General features: G+C 38.0%; 12 protein-coding genes and 4 tRNA genes. 12 read left to right on the top strand and 4 right to left on the bottom strand.

All coding sequences use genetic code 11. From position 1 onward, the window contains the following. Positions 1–149 precede the first annotated feature (149 nt). Complete coding sequence (locus QUE09_RS12445; protein WP_286233081.1) at positions 150–428, bottom strand: immunoglobulin domain-containing protein; 279 nt, start codon at positions 426–428, stop codon at positions 150–152. 98 nt (positions 429–526) lie between these two features. On the opposite strand from QUE09_RS12445, the gene miaE reads away from it, so the two are divergent. Next, on the top strand, positions 527–1,300 hold the full coding sequence (gene miaE, locus QUE09_RS12440; RefSeq protein WP_286233080.1) for a tRNA isopentenyl-2-thiomethyl-A-37 hydroxylase MiaE: 774 nt from the start codon (positions 527–529) through the stop codon (positions 1,298–1,300). Here miaE and lpxH read toward each other — a convergent pair. Then, positions 1,290–2,024 carry a UDP-2,3-diacylglucosamine diphosphatase gene (gene lpxH / locus QUE09_RS12435; protein WP_286233079.1) on the bottom strand — a complete coding sequence of 245 codons (735 nt, stop codon included), beginning with the start codon at positions 2,022–2,024 and terminating at the stop codon, positions 1,290–1,292. The genes miaE and lpxH overlap by 11 nt on opposite strands. Before the next feature lie 13 nt (positions 2,025–2,037). After that, positions 2,038–2,529 carry a peptidylprolyl isomerase gene (locus QUE09_RS12430; protein ID WP_286233077.1) on the bottom strand — a complete coding sequence of 164 codons (492 nt, stop codon included), beginning with the start codon at positions 2,527–2,529 and terminating at the stop codon, positions 2,038–2,040. Positions 2,530–2,668: 139 nt separating this feature from the next. Here QUE09_RS12430 and cysS point away from each other — a divergent pair, with 139 nt between their 5' ends. Beyond that, positions 2,669–4,069 (top strand): cysteine--tRNA ligase, encoded by a 1,401-nt coding sequence (gene cysS, locus QUE09_RS12425; RefSeq protein ID WP_286233076.1) that lies wholly within the window; start codon positions 2,669–2,671, stop codon positions 4,067–4,069. Between the two features lie 76 nt (positions 4,070–4,145). On the opposite strand, the gene folD is transcribed toward cysS, so the two are convergent. Continuing rightward, complete coding sequence (gene folD / locus QUE09_RS12420; RefSeq protein WP_286233075.1) at positions 4,146–5,003, bottom strand: bifunctional methylenetetrahydrofolate dehydrogenase/methenyltetrahydrofolate cyclohydrolase FolD; 858 nt, start codon at positions 5,001–5,003, stop codon at positions 4,146–4,148. A gap of 284 nt (positions 5,004–5,287) precedes the next feature. Between folD and QUE09_RS12415 the strand changes: the two genes are divergently transcribed. The 10 genes from QUE09_RS12415 to QUE09_RS12370 all read left to right on the top strand — a co-directional run bounded on the left by QUE09_RS12415 (position 5,288) and on the right by QUE09_RS12370 (position 15,058). Beyond that, positions 5,288–5,364 (top strand) — tRNA-Pro (locus QUE09_RS12415). Positions 5,365–5,418: 54 nt separating this feature from the next. Beyond that, a tRNA-Arg gene (locus QUE09_RS12410) sits at positions 5,419–5,495 on the top strand. A gap of 8 nt (positions 5,496–5,503) precedes the next feature. Continuing rightward, positions 5,504–5,579 (top strand) — tRNA-His (locus QUE09_RS12405). An 8-nt stretch (positions 5,580–5,587) separates the two neighbouring features. Next, positions 5,588–5,664: transfer RNA gene (locus QUE09_RS12400), tRNA-Pro, on the top strand. Positions 5,665–6,431: 767 nt separating this feature from the next. Continuing rightward, complete coding sequence (gene tig / locus QUE09_RS12395; RefSeq protein ID WP_286233074.1) at positions 6,432–7,739, top strand: trigger factor; 1,308 nt, start codon at positions 6,432–6,434, stop codon at positions 7,737–7,739. An 86-nt stretch (positions 7,740–7,825) separates the two neighbouring features. Next, on the top strand, positions 7,826–8,464 hold the full coding sequence (gene clpP, locus QUE09_RS12390; protein ID WP_286233073.1) for an ATP-dependent Clp endopeptidase proteolytic subunit ClpP: 639 nt from the start codon (positions 7,826–7,828) through the stop codon (positions 8,462–8,464). 82 nt (positions 8,465–8,546) lie between these two features. After that, a complete protein-coding gene (clpX, locus tag QUE09_RS12385) occupies positions 8,547–9,827 on the top strand; it encodes an ATP-dependent protease ATP-binding subunit ClpX (RefSeq protein ID WP_286233072.1) in 1,281 nt (426 codons plus the stop codon). 211 nt (positions 9,828–10,038) lie between these two features. Continuing rightward, on the top strand, positions 10,039–12,396 hold the full coding sequence (gene lon / locus QUE09_RS12380) for an endopeptidase La (protein WP_286233071.1): 2,358 nt from the start codon (positions 10,039–10,041) through the stop codon (positions 12,394–12,396). A 292-nt stretch (positions 12,397–12,688) separates the two neighbouring features. Continuing rightward, entirely contained in the window at positions 12,689–12,961 is a 273-nt protein-coding gene (gene hupB, locus QUE09_RS12375) for a nucleoid-associated protein HU-beta (RefSeq protein ID WP_074499445.1), read from the top strand. Between the two features lie 186 nt (positions 12,962–13,147). Further along, positions 13,148–15,058 carry a SurA N-terminal domain-containing protein gene (locus QUE09_RS12370; RefSeq protein ID WP_286233070.1) on the top strand — a complete coding sequence of 637 codons (1,911 nt, stop codon included), beginning with the start codon at positions 13,148–13,150 and terminating at the stop codon, positions 15,056–15,058. Positions 15,059–15,060: the final 2 nt, after the last annotated feature.

The following is a 15,060-nucleotide window of genomic DNA, read 5'->3' as shown; positions in this document are numbered from 1 at the left end:
ATCAACGTTATTATTTTTATTGCTGATATGTTATTTATGAAAGATGTTGAAGATATAGTCAAGAATAGAATGAAAAATATACGAAAATTATAGCAAATTGCTTTTTGTTATAATTAAAATAAATAAGAAAAATATAGGTGGTTATCTATCTAAGTAACTTTAATACGGACGATGCTCATTATTTCCATTTCAAAGCCAGCGATTGTTTCAGAATCAGGGTAATATGTAACGTTTACTTGCTGTCCCGTAAGTGAACGGTACTGTTTTTTTCGTTTGTATTTAAACGGTACATCAATATTTTCAAGCATTATTGTATTTAATATCCATTCATCTTCTTCTCGTTGCACGTGAGAAACGACTTTTATGCCTTCACTATGAATGAGTTGCTTGTGGTTATCGAGTAACTTTTTAATTGCTTTGTTTGCCATAATGCGATTATTTGATGTGATATGAGTCTAATTACTAGTATCTCACGCTTTGAGCTTTTAGAATACCGTCGATTTTAATTTAAAGGTGACAGTTATATATGTCTTATGAAGAGCTACTTGCGCCAATTAACGGTTTTTTATTAACATCGACACCTAAGGCATGGGTTGAGAAGGCTGCTCAACCAGAGAGCTTATCAATGGTTTTGATTGATCACTTGATTTGCGAACTAAAGGCCGCGCAAAGTGCAATGTACCTGATTCGAAAATATGCTGTTGATAAAGAAAGTGGTGATGCATTATTAGCTTGGTTACAGCCGTTTGAACAATTTATATATCGTCGAGAAGGTAACTGGCGAGAGTTAGCTGAAAAGAATAAATTGTCAAAATCGGTTCTACCTAAATCTAATTCGCCATACGGACAAGATCTGATCGACAAGATGGTGTTATTGATAAAGGAAGAGTTACACCATTTTTATCAAGTATTAGAAATTATGGATGAATATGATATTGGATATCGCAGTATCACGCCCGCACGATATGCGAAAGGACTAATTTGCAATGTAAGAACTTATGAACCAGAAACATTAATTGATAAGTTAATTATTGGCGCATATATTGAAGCACGTTCATGTGAACGTTTTGCAAAGCTCGCTCCTCATGTTGATAAACGTTTAGGGGATTTTTATGTTTCACTGTTACGCAGTGAGGCTCGTCATTATCAAGACTACCTAACACTAGCAGAAGAAATTGCCGGTAAAGATATTTCAGACCGAATAGCGTTTTTCGGTAAAATAGAAGCAGATCTTATTAATTCACCTGACGAAGACTTTAAGTTTCATTCAGGAATACCGGCGGACTCAGTTAACAGCTAAAGGGTAGGTTTTCTAGCGTAATGTTGTCGGGACTTACATATAAAATAGAGCCTTGTTCATACCAGTCACCCAATACAATTCGCTTTGCTGGCTTGCCATTCACGGTTATTTCATGTGTTGCAGGGCGATGCGTATGACCATGAATGAGTAATTGTGATTGATACCTTTTTAAACAATTGATGACTTCTATAGGGGTAACATCCATGATGTCTTGTGATTTCATCGATGTTGAAAGGGCACTCTTTTTACGGTAGTTTTGCGCAATATTTCGCCGAACAAATAATGGTAAGCTTTTAATGATTGCTTGCCACCACCAGCTACGCGACTTTTTTCTGAAAGCTTGGTATTCCACATCACGCGTACATAAAGTATCGCCATGCATGATTACTGCTTTTTCGCCGTATAAATCAATCGTGGTAATGTCTGGCAATAAAGTCATACCACAACGTTTTGCGTAACGTTTACCTAATAAAAAGTCACGATTACCTTGAATAAAGTAAATCGTGGTGCCTGTTTCACTAAGCGCTTTTAGGCTTTGCGCAATCTGCGTTACTAACGGAGCGTTATCATCGTCGCCGATCCAATACTCAAACAAATCGCCTAAAATATAGAGCGTTTCTGCGTTAGGTGCATCTTTTTTTAGAAACGACAAAAAACAGGCCGTAATATCCGGCCTGTCTTCTGCTAAATGTAAGTCGGCAATAAAATATGTAATATTCGACATACGTTAGCTAATATTATTCAACAATTGTGTTGTTAATTATAATTTCATCTTTTGGTACGTCATCATGAAAACCAAAGCGGCCAGTTTCAACTAGTGTCATTTTGTCAACAATTTCCATGCCTTCAATCACTTTACCAAATACACAATAGCCCCAACCTTGAACTGTTTCGTTTTTAAAATCGAGAAAGTCATTATCAGTTAAGTTAATAAAAAATTGTGCTGATGCCGAGTGAGGATCTTGCGTACGTGCCATTGCTAAGGTGCCACGTTCATTTGATAAACCATTGTTTGCTTCATTTTCAATACTTTCACCGCTTTCTTTTTCTTCCATACCTGAAGCAAAACCACCGCCTTGCGCCATAAAACCTTTAATAACGCGATGAAAAATAGTGCCGTTGTAAAAGCCATCTTTAGCGTATTGTTCGAAGTTTTTTGCAGTAACAGGCGCTTTATCGAAGTTCAATTCAATTTTTATATCGCCTAAAGAAGTTTGAAAAGTGATCATATTTCTATCTCTAATAAAGTTTGTGCAGGGATTGTAACCTAATGGTTGATTCTGTAAAGGGAAGTGGTGATTATAATACGGAGTTCGGTTACAATGCCGGAGCTTAAATAAACCTGCCTATTAGGAGTCAGAAAACCTCATGTTACAGATGTACAATACACTTACCCGTGAAAAGGAAACATTTACCCCAATTAACCAAGGTAAAGTAGGGTTGTATGTTTGTGGTTGTACGGTTTATGACTTATGTCATATTGGCCATGCTCGCACATATATTAGTTTTGACAATATTGTTCGGTACTTAAGATTTTCAGGTTACGATGTTAATTATGTACGTAACATTACCGATGTTGAAGATAAAATCATTAAACGTGCGCTTGAAAATAATGAAACACCAGAAGCGCTTACTGAGCGAACTATTGGTTATATGCATGAAGACTTTGATGCATTAAACATATTACGCCCTGATTTAGAACCTCGTGTAACAACTCACATGGTTGAAATTATTGAAATGATCGATTCATTGGTTGCCAAAAAGCATGCATATGTTGCTGAAAGTGGCGATGTATTATTCGATGTCTCTAGTTTTCCTGAATATGGGCAGTTAAGTGGTCAAAACTTAGAACAATTACAAGCTGGCTCACGTGTTGATATAGATACGACAAAACGCAATCCTTTAGATTTTGTGTTATGGAAGTCTGCCAAACCAGAAGAGCCAAGTTGGGATTCTCCTTGGGGGGCAGGTCGACCGGGTTGGCATATTGAGTGTTCTGCAATGAATGCTAAAGAATTAGGTAAACACTTTGATATTCATGGAGGCGGCTCAGATTTACAGTTTCCACATCATGAAAACGAGATCGCACAAAGCTGCTGTGCGTTAGATACTCCTTATGTGAACTACTGGATGCATACAGGTATGGTACAGGTTGACCAAGAGAAAATGTCAAAATCTTTAGGTAACTTCTTTACTATTCGTGATGTACTTGCAAAGTATGACGCTGAAACAACACGCTTTTTCTTAACAACAGGCCATTACCGCAGTCAACTCAATTACTCTACAGAAAACCTAGAACAAGCACGTGCATCTGTTGAACGTATTTACACTGCATTACGCGATGTTGATATTCCAGCTGATTTTCAACTCGATAAATCATCACCACATGTCGTTAGCTTTATTAAAGCCATGGATGATGATTTTAATACCCCACAAGCGTTATCAGTGTTATTTGATTTAGCTAAGCAACTTAATCATGCAAAAAGTTTAATAGCGAAAAATGAACTCAGTTCTAATGAAAGTGTATATCTGGCAGGTAGCTTAAAAGCACTAGGTAATGTGCTTGGCTTATTTCAACTTGATCCTGCTAGCTTTTTACAAGGTGGGAATGATGATGAAACAGCAGAAGTTGAAGCGTTAATTGCGCAGCGCAACCAAGCACGTGTTGATAAAAACTGGGCGCTTGCAGATGAAGCTCGAGATAAGTTGAAAGCAATGAATATTATTGTAGAAGATAGTGCCGGTAAAACAACGTGGCGCAAAGGTTAACTTTATTGCTTTTTGCGTGAATATTAAAAAAGGCTTGGACATTGCTATCCAAGCCTTTTTTATTGCAATTTGTCTTTTACGTGTTACTAAACTCTTCACATGCAATAAGTGTATTCTCAATTAAACTGGCGACAGTCATTGGGCCAACACCACCAGGTACTGGCGTAATAAACGCAGCTTTTTGTTTCGCTACATCAAACTCTACATCACCCACTAAGGTACCATTTTCTAAGCGGTTAATACCCACATCAATGACAATAGCACCTTCTTTTATCCAATCACCTGGAATAAAAGCCGGCTTGCCAACCGCAACAACCAATAAATCAGCGTTACGTACTTTTGATTCTAAATCTTTGGTGAAACGATGGGTGGTGGTGACAGTACAACCGGCCAGTAATAACTCTAAAGTCATCGGTCGACCAACAATATTAGATGCGCCAACAACAAGCGCGTCTAAACCATGTGGATGAACGCCCGTTGATTCAAATAACGTCATAATACCTTTAGGTGTGCAAGGTCTAAGCCCTGGTTGTCTTAATGCTAATTTACCAACATTTGAAGGATGAAAACCGTCAACATCTTTGTGTGGCGCGATAGTTTCTATTACTAAATTTGCATCTAAACCTTCAGGTAAGGGTAATTGTACTAAAATACCGTCGATATCGTCATCGTGATTTAATTCCCTTACTAATGACAATAATTCATCTTCAGAGGTCGTTTCTGGTAAATCATATGAGCGAGAAACAAAGCCGACTTCTTCGCAAGCACGTCGTTTGCTGCCAACATATACTTCTGAAGCTGGATCTTTGCCTACTAAAATTACCGCTAAACCGGGTGCTCGTAGCCCTTGCGAAACTCGCTGTTCTACTTTGGTTTTTACAGAAGATCTAAGTTCTTGGGCAATTTTTTTGCCGTCAATAAGAGATGCAGTCATAGTTCCTAGAAAGGTTAGATTAAAAACGACAATATTTTCGCATATTTTACTTTGTAGGTGTAGGTGCAATTTGTTGATTTATTGTATTCATTAGCTATAAGGAATTAACAATTCGTTAAAAGGCGGTTTAATGATACTTTTTTATACAATTACGCACTTATTACCCATGCTTTGCTGTAAAAGTGACCGAACACGTAATTTTTATTAAAAAACGTTTGACGAGCAAACGGCAACTCGGTAATATCCGCACCCGTTGAAAGCAAGCGTGTTTTTAACAAAAAAGTCGGTGATTAGCGCAGCTTGGTAGCGCACTTGGTTTGGGTCCAAGGGGTCGCAAGTTCGAATCTTGCATCACCGACCACTTTTAAATTTTGCATATTAGTGTAATATTTAAAAACGCACTTGTAGGTCATGTGCGCCCTTAGCTCAGCTGGATAGAGCAACGCCCTTCTAAGGCGTGGGTCGTAGGTTCGACTCCTACAGGGCGTGCCATTTCTGTGGTGGCTATAGCTCAGTTGGTAGAGCCCCGGATTGTGATTCCGGTTGTCGTGGGTTCAAGTCCCATTAGCCACCCCATCTTTTGTCGGTGATTAGCGCAGCTTGGTAGCGCACTTGGTTTGGGTCCAAGGGGTCGCAAGTTCGAATCTTGCATCACCGACCACTTTCTCTATTTCGAAATATACCTCAACAACCTTCTTTTACTTCCAACATTTTGAGTAAGATGAGATCTTGCGAAGCAATTCGATAAAATTGTCAGGAACAATTTTGAACGCACAAAGTGCGGCCCGAAGGGGGAAGTACAGGATGTACGGAATAATCTTGTATCACCGACCACTTTCTCTATTTCGAAATATACCTCAACAACCTTCTTTTACTTCCAACATTTTGAGTAAGATGAGATCTTAGCTACTAAGCCTTAAAACCGCTCTTAAAATCCATTTAATCATTCATTAATGGTGTTTCATCTGTTGTTTTATTTACCTTATTTATACATTGCCGTTTTTGTCATTTCAGCTTTGTTATATACAAAACTCAATGACCACTTACCTATAAATTATTTCTTCAAGTTAGCTAATAACTATCAATAATATTGCTCAAAATACAAATTGTTTCGGTAAATTGAAATATTTCGCGTACCTCTACTTACTAATTTAATACCGTTTTAGCCTTATTTTTCCTTGGTTTTGAGGTAATTAATGCAATTTTTTCATGCTGCTTAAAAATTAATTGCTTTGAACTCTCGACTCTAGCTAAAAGCGCCGCTATAATTTCGCGTCATTATTTTTAATCTATCCATCTTTGATTCGGATTAAATTCGTGCCTAGCTAGTCATACGGTATAGGTTTCGAACAACAAGAATTGCTTGTTGCTCAGAATATAGATGCATTATTGAAAGTACTAAAAAGTACTAAATATTGAGGTATGTAAATGCAAGTTTCAGTTGAGACTACACAAGGCTTGGAACGTAAGTTAACGATTTCAGTTCCTGCAGAAAAAGTAGACGTTGAAGTAAAAAACCGTCTTCGCCATATTGCGAAAACACAAAAGATCAATGGTTTCCGTCCTGGTAAAGTGCCGCCGTCAGTTATTCAAAAGCGTTATGGCAAAGCAGTTCGTCAAGAGATCGCGGGTGAAGTCATGCAACGTAACTTCGTGGAAGCGATTGTTGCCGAAAAAATTAACCCAGCGGGGCGTCCTCAATTTGTTGCTAAAAGTAATGAAGATGGCAAAGATTTAGAATTTGAAGCAACTTTTGAAGTATACCCAGAAGTTGAATTGAAAGATTTAGACAAAATCTCTGTTGAACGTCCTGATGTTGAAGTAACAGAGAAAGACGTTGATGAAATGTTTGTTACGTTACAAAAGCAACACCAAACATGGAAAGAAAACAAACGTAAAACTAAGAAAGGCGATAAGTTAACCATCGATTTCTTAGGCCGTGTAGACGGTGAAGAGTTTGAAGGTGGTAAAGCTGAAGGTTTCGAATTAGAACTTGGTGCAGGTCGTATGATCCCAGGTTTTGAAAAAGAAATTACAGGTATGAAGGTTGATGAAGAGAAAACTATTTCTGTGACTTTCCCTGATGATTATCATGCAGAAAACCTGAAAGGTAAAGAAGCAGAATTTGATATCAAAGTACACAAGACTGAAGGTCCAGTGTTACCTAAGATAGATGATGAATTTGCTAAGCTTTTCGGTGTTGAAGATGGTGGTGTAGAAGCACTTCGTGATGAAGTAAGCAAAAACATGACACGTGAACTTAACCAAGCGATAAAAGCTAAGGTTAAAGAGCAAGTGATTAATGGTTTACTTGAAACTAATACTGTAGATTTACCTCAGTCGTTAGTGGCTCAAGAAATTGATGTACTTCGTCAACAAGCGCTACAACGTTTTGGTGGTCAAATGGACCCTAAAAACTTACCTGAACTACCGGCAGAAATGTTCCAAGAACAAGCTGAACGCCGCGTAAAAGTAGGCTTATTGCTTGGTGAAGTTATCAAGCAAAATGAATTGAAAGTAGATGAAGCAAAAGTTAATGAATTGATTGAATCTGCTGCTTCTGCCTATGAAGATCCGCAAGAAGTCATTGAATACTATAAGTCTAATCAAGAAATGAATCAGCAAATGCAAAATGTTGCGCTTGAAGAGCAAGCGGTTGATGTTTTACTTGCTGGTGCAAAAGTTAAAGACAAAAAGTCTAGCTTCAAGGATATTATGAATCCGGAAGCTAAATAAGCTTTTTGATTGACAATAGTTCTCGCAATAGCTTAAATGGCTTGTATGGAAACATATGAGCCATTTTTTTTACAAAGGAAATCGTGTTGATCACTTCTCTAAATAATTCTCAAAGTACAAATAGTCAAATTGAAAGCGCTTTAGTGCCAATGGTTGTTGAACAAACAGCGAAAGGTGAGCGTTCTTATGATATTTATTCTCGTTTGCTCAAAGAGCGCGTTATTTTCTTGTGTGGACAAGTTGAAGACCACATGGCAAATTTGATCGTAGCGCAAATGTTATTTTTAGAGTCTGAAAGCTCTGAAAAAGACATTTTCTTATATATCAATTCTCCTGGTGGTTCTGTTACGGCAGGCATGGCGATTTACGATACCATGAAGTTTATTCGCCCAGACGTCAGTACTGTCTGCGTTGGACAAGCTGCTAGTATGGGAGCGTTTCTTCTTTCTGGTGGCGCAAAAGGTAAGCGTTACTGTCTACCGAATTCACGTGTGATGATTCATCAGCCGTTAGGTGGCTTCCAAGGTCAAGCATCTGACTTTGAAATTCACGCTAAAGAAATTTTAACGATCAAAGAGAAATTGAATCGTTTAATGGCAGAACATACAGGTCAACCTTTGGAAAAAGTTTCTGAAGATACAGATCGTGATAATTTCTTAAGTGCACAAGCAGCAGTTGATTATGGAATTGTTGACTCCATATTTGAACGTAGAGCCGAAAAGTAATCTTTAATAAGCATAGACATTGAGATCTGCTTATTTTGTGAAATACTTATAATATAGATATTGAATAATTTAGAGGTACCGTATGACCGATATAAAAAAAGGTGACGGTGATAACGGCAAGTTATTATATTGTTCGTTTTGTGGTAAAAGCCAGCATGAAGTGCGTAAGTTAATCGCAGGTCCATCGGTCTTTATTTGTGACGAATGTGTCGAGTTGTGTAACGATATAATTCGTGAAGAAATAAAAGAAATTTCTCCAAAGCAAGAAAAAGAAAGCTTGCCTTCACCAGTAGAAATTCGTGAAAGCCTTGATGATTACGTTATTGGGCAAGATCATGCTAAAAAGGTATTGTCAGTAGCGGTTTATAATCATTATAAACGTTTGCGAAATGGTGATTCACATAATGGCGTTGAATTGGGCAAAAGTAATATTTTGCTCATAGGCCCTACAGGTAGCGGTAAAACGTTACTTGCTGAAACACTAGCACGCTTGTTAGATGTGCCTTTTACCATGGCCGACGCTACAACACTTACAGAAGCGGGTTATGTGGGTGAAGATGTTGAAAACATCATCCAGAAGTTACTACAAAAGTGTGATTACGACGTTGAAAAAGCGCAACGCGGTATTGTATACATCGATGAAATCGATAAGATTTCGCGTAAATCTGATAACCCTTCTATTACCAGAGATGTTTCTGGTGAAGGGGTACAACAGGCGTTATTAAAGCTTATTGAAGGTACAGTTGCATCTGTACCACCGCAAGGCGGTCGTAAACACCCACAGCAAGAGTTTTTACAAGTAGATACATCAAAGATACTTTTTATCTGTGGTGGTGCATTTGCTGGGTTAGACAAAGTTATTCAGCAACGCTGTGATACAGGTGTTGGTATTGGCTTTGGTGTAGAAGTCAAAGCAAGCGATGAAGAAAAATCATTGACGGAACGTTTCCAGGAAGTAGAACCGCAAGACTTAGTCAAATATGGTTTAATTCCTGAATTTATCGGTCGATTACCGGTTGTTGCTACGTTAAGTGAGCTTGATGAAAGTGCATTGATACAAATACTACAAGAACCAAAGAATGCTTTAACAAAGCAATACACTGCGCTTTTCGATATGGAAGGAGTAGAGTTAGAGTTCCGTAAAGATGCCTTGCAAGCCATTGCTAATAAAGCAATGATTCGCAAAACAGGTGCTCGAGGACTTCGTTCTATCGTGGAAGGTGTATTACTTGATACGATGTACGAATTACCATCAATGGAAAATGCTGCCAAAGTTGTTGTTGATGAAACGGTAATTAAAGGCGAATCAAAACCTATTGTTATTTACGAGTCAGCTCAAGATAAAGCAGCCTCAGATACTTAAGATAGTAAATTTTAAAAGAGTACTTAGGTACTCTTTTTTTTTATCAAACGAAAATCACTACCGAAATGTTAACCGGCAAACTACAATATTGACTATTTATTGCCCGAACATAAGGTTTTTTACAACTTGTTGTTGAAAGCGTTGCGATAAACCCCATATAGTTTTAACAAAATATAAACACCAAATATTGTTGCATTTAAGAGAGTCCCCGATGTCTGAAGAATCAAAACCTGTCAGCAAAATTAGTGAAATCCCCGTCTTAGCCCTGCGTGATGTAGTGGTTTATCCTCAAATGGTTATTCCTTTGTTTGTCGGCCGTGAAAAATCGATTCGTTGTTTAGATATTGCGATGGAAACAGATAAACAAGTGTTTCTTGTAGCGCAAAAAGACGCTGCTATTGATGATCCAATGGCGGATGATGTCTTTAGAACAGGTACAGTGGCTACTATTCTTCAAATGCTTAAACTGCCTGATGGCACGGTAAAAGTATTGGTGGAAGGCTCTAAACGTGCTGAAATTACTGATTTTGTTGAAACTGAGCAGTATTTTACCGCTGATATAACGTTTTTAGCGACTGAAAATAATGATGAAGAAAGTCTTGATGTCTTAGTACGTTCAGCAATTTCACAATTTGAAGGCTACGTCAAACTCAACAAGAAAATACCACCTGAGGTATTAACGTCAATTTCTGGTATCGATGATGCTGAACAGTTAGCAGATACGATGGCGGCACATATGCCGTTAAAGCTTATCGAAAAACAGAACGTGCTCGAAATTAAAGATGTTGCCAAGCGATTAGAGCACCTTATGGCATTGATGGAAGGTGAAATAGATCTTTTACAGGTAGAAAAGAAAATTCGTACACGCGTTAAGAAACAAATGGAAAAGAGTCAACGCGAGTATTATTTGAATGAGCAAATGAAAGCGATTCAAAAAGAATTAGGTGATATGGATGATGTACCTGATGAACTTGAGCAAATCGCAAAGAAAATCGAAGATGCTCAAATGCCTAAAGAGGCAAAAGAAAAAACACAAGCTGAATTACAAAAATTAAAAATGATGTCTTCAATGTCAGCTGAAGCGACTGTAGTACGTAGCTATATTGATTGGATGACAAGTGTACCTTGGAAAAAACGTAGTAAGCTTAAGAAAAATCTCGCATTAGCAGAAGAGGTATTAGAGAAAGATCATTACGGTTTAGAAAAAGTTAAAGAACGTATCATTGAGTATCTCGCCGTTCAACAACGTGTTAGTCAGCTAAAAGGTCCTATCTTATGTTTGGTTGGTCCTCCTGGTGTAGGTAAAACGTCATTAGGTCAATCTATTGCAAAAGCAACGGGTAGAAAGTACGTGCGTATGGCGCTTGGTGGTGTTCGTGATGAAGCGGAAATCCGCGGTCATAGAAGGACATACATTGGATCTTTACCTGGCAAGTTAATACAAAAAATCGCTAAGGTTGGCGTTAAGAACCCATTATTCTTATTAGATGAAATTGATAAAATGGCTTCTGATATGCGTGGCGATCCATCATCGGCATTATTAGAGGTATTAGACCCTGAGCAGAATACAAGCTTTAACGATCATTACTTAGAAGTAGATTATGATCTCTCCGACGTAATGTTTGTTGCTACCTCGAACAGTATGGATATTCCTGGGCCGTTGCTCGATCGCATGGAAGTTATTCGTTTATCTGGTTATACCGAAGACGAAAAATTAAATATTGCTAAGCGCCACCTTTTAACAAAGCAAATTAAACGTAACGGCTTAAAAGATAGTGAGATCACAGTAGATGATAGCGCCATTATCGGTATTATCCGTTATTACACCAGAGAAGCGGGTGTTAGGAGTTTAGAGCGAGAAATCTCTAAACTATGTCGTAAAGTGGTTAAAACTATTTTGCTTGATAAAAAAGTGAAGTCAGTAGAGATTTCACAAGAAAATTTGTCTGATTTTCTCGGTGTTCAACGGTTTGATTATGGAAAAGCAGATGATCAAAACCGTATTGGTCTAGTAACGGGGCTTGCATGGACATCGGTTGGTGGTGAGTTATTAACAATCGAGACTGCTTCTGTACCAGGCAAAGGCAAGTTAAGTTATACCGGATCACTCGGTGATGTAATGCAGGAGTCAATTCAAGCGGCAATGACCGTGGTACGCAGTAGAACCGAAGCATTGCGCATTAATGATGACTTTTACGAAAAGCGTGATATTCATGTCCATGTGCCAGAAGGTGCTACGCCAAAAGATGGTCCTAGTGCAGGTATTGGTATGTGTACAGCACTTGTGTCTAGTTTGACAGGAAACCCGGTAAAAGCTGATGTCGCGATGACAGGTGAAATTACCCTGCGTGGCGAGGTGTTACCAATTGGTGGGTTAAAAGAAAAATTACTTGCTGCTCATCGAGGTGGCATCAAAACGGTTGTTATTCCAAAAGATAATGAGCGAGATTTGAAAGAAATACCTGATAATGTCAAAGCTGATCTTGCAATTCATCCTGTAAAATGGATTGAAGAAGTATTAGAGATCGCATTAGAACATCCAGTTGAAAAAGTGAAAATTGCGGGTTAACACCTGAAAACTGATGTTTTTTTGAGTAAATAAGCGAAAAAATTGAAAAAAAAGGCAAAAATTTGCAATTAAGGCTTTCCAAACGCTGAAACTATGGTAAGTTAATGAGGCTTATAGCGCTGTACCCCAATATAAACAAGGGGTCTGCTAGAGATAATTAAAATTATCTTAATTTTAGATTTTCTTTAACTCAGTGCTTGATGTTCAAAAAGAAGCTTGTTATAAAAGCTTTTGCAGGACGCTAATTAACAAAAGATAGCGCTGAATAATAACAATTGAAGGGGAATATACTGTGAATAAATCTCAATTAATCGAGAAAATTGCTGCGGGTGCTGACATTTCTAAAGCTGCGGCTGGTCGTGCTTTAGATTCATTTATCGAAGCTGTAACAGAAGAATTAAAAAGTGGTGAGCAAGTAGCATTAGTTGGCTTCGGTACTTTTTCAGTACGTGACCGTGCAGCGCGCACAGGCCGTAACCCACAAACTGGTGCAACGATTGAAATCGCAGCAGCAAAAATTCCATCTTTCAAAGCTGGTAAAGCTTTAAAAGATGCATGTAACTAATCACAGTTACTGTTAAGAGATACAAAAGACCACCTTCAAGGTGGTCTTTTGTTATCTAACTTCCTAGAAACGTAGTAAGAATCTTTCGAATAATTTTACAGATAGCTTCAAGCTGAGCGTTCCTTCTGGTAAAATCGCGCGCAGATAATTGTCTATAGGTTAAACACCTAGTGTTGAGAGAAAACGATGTTAGAAAATATAAGAGAAAATTCTCAAGGATTAGTCGCTAAGATTATTCTTGGTTTTATCATCCTTACCTTTGCAGTGGCAGGGATTGGTAGCTATACCAATAGTGCTGATACATCTATTGCAGAAGTAAATGGTGTTAAAATATCACAAGTATCATTTGATAAAGCATACCAACAACAACGTGATGCGATGGTTCAGCAGTACGGTGAAATGTTTGATACCTTATCTTCTGATCCAGCGTATATGGCGAACTTCAGACAGGGCATTGTTGATAACCTTATTAATCAAGAGGTTTTAGATCAAGCATCTGACGAGTTGGCAATACGTGTAAGCGATGAACAAATCAAAAAAACCATCCGTGAAATGCCTGAATTTCAAGTAGAGGGTGCTTTTGACAATAATCGTTACCTATCCATGATTAACCGAGCAGGCTTTTATCAATCATCTGATTTTCGTGATTACCTACGTGTAGAAATGACACGACGTCAACTGTCTCAAGCATTGGTTGCAACTGAGTTTAGCTTGCCTTACCAAGAAAAACAGATAATGGCATTGCAAAACCAAAAACGTGATCTAAGGTTCGCAACTATTGCTTCAGAACAATATGCTGAGAGTGTTGAAGTAACTGATGAAGATGTGAAGCAATATTATCAAGCAAATCAATCTCGTTACCAAAACGAAGAGAAAGTTAAAGTTAACTATATTGCAATTGATGTTAACGAAATTGCTAAAGGTATTACCGTTTCAGAACAAGAATTAGAAGATTATTATCAAAGTAATATTGCTAACTATCGTCAAGAAGAACAGCGCAGGGTTTCTCATATTTTAATCGAAACTGCAGATGATGAAGCTGCAGCTAGAGCCAGTATTGAAGATATTAAAGTCCGAATTGAAAATGGTGAAGATTTCGCGTCGTTGGCTGAAGAGTTTTCTGCTGATGTATTTAGTGGTGAAAATGGTGGTGATTTAGAGTGGATCGAACGTGGTTCAATGGATGATGCTTTTGATGACGCTGCTTTTTCATTAACAGAGGTAGGTGAAGTATCAGATGTTGTTCAAACAGAATTTGGTTTCCACTTAATAAAGTTAACGGCACTCGAACAAGAAAAAGTTAAAGCATTCAATGAAGTTGCTGATGAATTAAGCGTTCAAGTAAGCAAAGAAAAAGCACAAGATAAATATTTCGAACTTCAACAGCGTGCTGCGGAGTTAAGCTTTGAAATTCCTGATACGTTAGAAGATGCCGCTGCTGCTATTGGTGTTGAAGTGCAAACATCTGATTGGATAACAAAAGGCGTTAATGAAGCTCCTTTTGATAGTCCTAAGGTTATAGATGTTGCTTTTTCATCGTTAGTAATAGAAGAGCGTTTAAATTCAGATATTATTGAAGTGAATGATAATTTAGCAATAGTATTACGAATAAATGAACACCAAGCTGCAAACGTTAAACCGCTTGAAGAAGTTCAGCCTGCTATCAAAGCAACCTTAACTGCTCAAAAAGCGCAAGAGAAAGCACAGCAAGTTGCTGATGAAATAGTTTCGTTGTTAAAGGCAGGTGAAGCAACAGACAGCTTACTAGCTGACAATAATACTAGCTTTGAAGATAAAGGTGATGTTGCGCGTTATGGCAGTGGTTTAGATGCGAACTTGGTTCGAGAAGCGTTTAAATTACCGCATCCAACAGATAATTCAGTATCGGCTACTGCTGTTAACTTAACGACAGGTGACGTCGCAATAGTTAATGTGACCGCGGTTAAACAAGGTGAAGAAACGCAAACTGATCCGCGATTAAAACAGCAGTTAACGCAGCAATTAGCGCAATCTGCTTATATGTCTTACGTTGAGTCGTTAAAAGCAGACGCGAAGATCACACGAAGAACAAGCATTCAAACGTCAAATCAGTACTAAAC

Source organism: Thalassotalea sediminis (assembly GCF_030295915.1).
Classification (GTDB): Bacteria; Pseudomonadota; Gammaproteobacteria; order Enterobacterales; family Alteromonadaceae; genus Thalassotalea_C; species Thalassotalea_C sediminis.
This window is presented reverse-complemented; position numbering and strand designations above follow the sequence as displayed.

Excerpts from the sequence above, each read along its gene's own strand:
- QUE09_RS12445 (WP_286233081.1), bottom strand. The coding sequence starts at position 428 with ATGGCAAACAAAGCAATTAAAAAGTTACTCGATAACCACAAGCAACTC.
- miaE (WP_286233080.1), top strand. The coding sequence starts at position 527 with ATGTCTTATGAAGAGCTACTTGCGCCAATTAACGGTTTTTTATTAACA.
- lpxH (WP_286233079.1), bottom strand. The coding sequence starts at position 2,024 with ATGTCGAATATTACATATTTTATTGCCGACTTACATTTAGCAGAAGAC.
- QUE09_RS12430 (WP_286233077.1), bottom strand. The coding sequence starts at position 2,529 with ATGATCACTTTTCAAACTTCTTTAGGCGATATAAAAATTGAATTGAAC.
- cysS (WP_286233076.1), top strand. The coding sequence starts at position 2,669 with ATGTTACAGATGTACAATACACTTACCCGTGAAAAGGAAACATTTACC.
- folD (WP_286233075.1), bottom strand. The coding sequence starts at position 5,003 with ATGACTGCATCTCTTATTGACGGCAAAAAAATTGCCCAAGAACTTAGA.
- tig (WP_286233074.1), top strand. The coding sequence starts at position 6,432 with ATGCAAGTTTCAGTTGAGACTACACAAGGCTTGGAACGTAAGTTAACG.
- clpX (WP_286233072.1), top strand. The coding sequence starts at position 8,547 with ATGACCGATATAAAAAAAGGTGACGGTGATAACGGCAAGTTATTATAT.
- lon (WP_286233071.1), top strand. The coding sequence starts at position 10,039 with ATGTCTGAAGAATCAAAACCTGTCAGCAAAATTAGTGAAATCCCCGTC.
- QUE09_RS12370 (WP_286233070.1), top strand. The coding sequence starts at position 13,148 with ATGTTAGAAAATATAAGAGAAAATTCTCAAGGATTAGTCGCTAAGATT.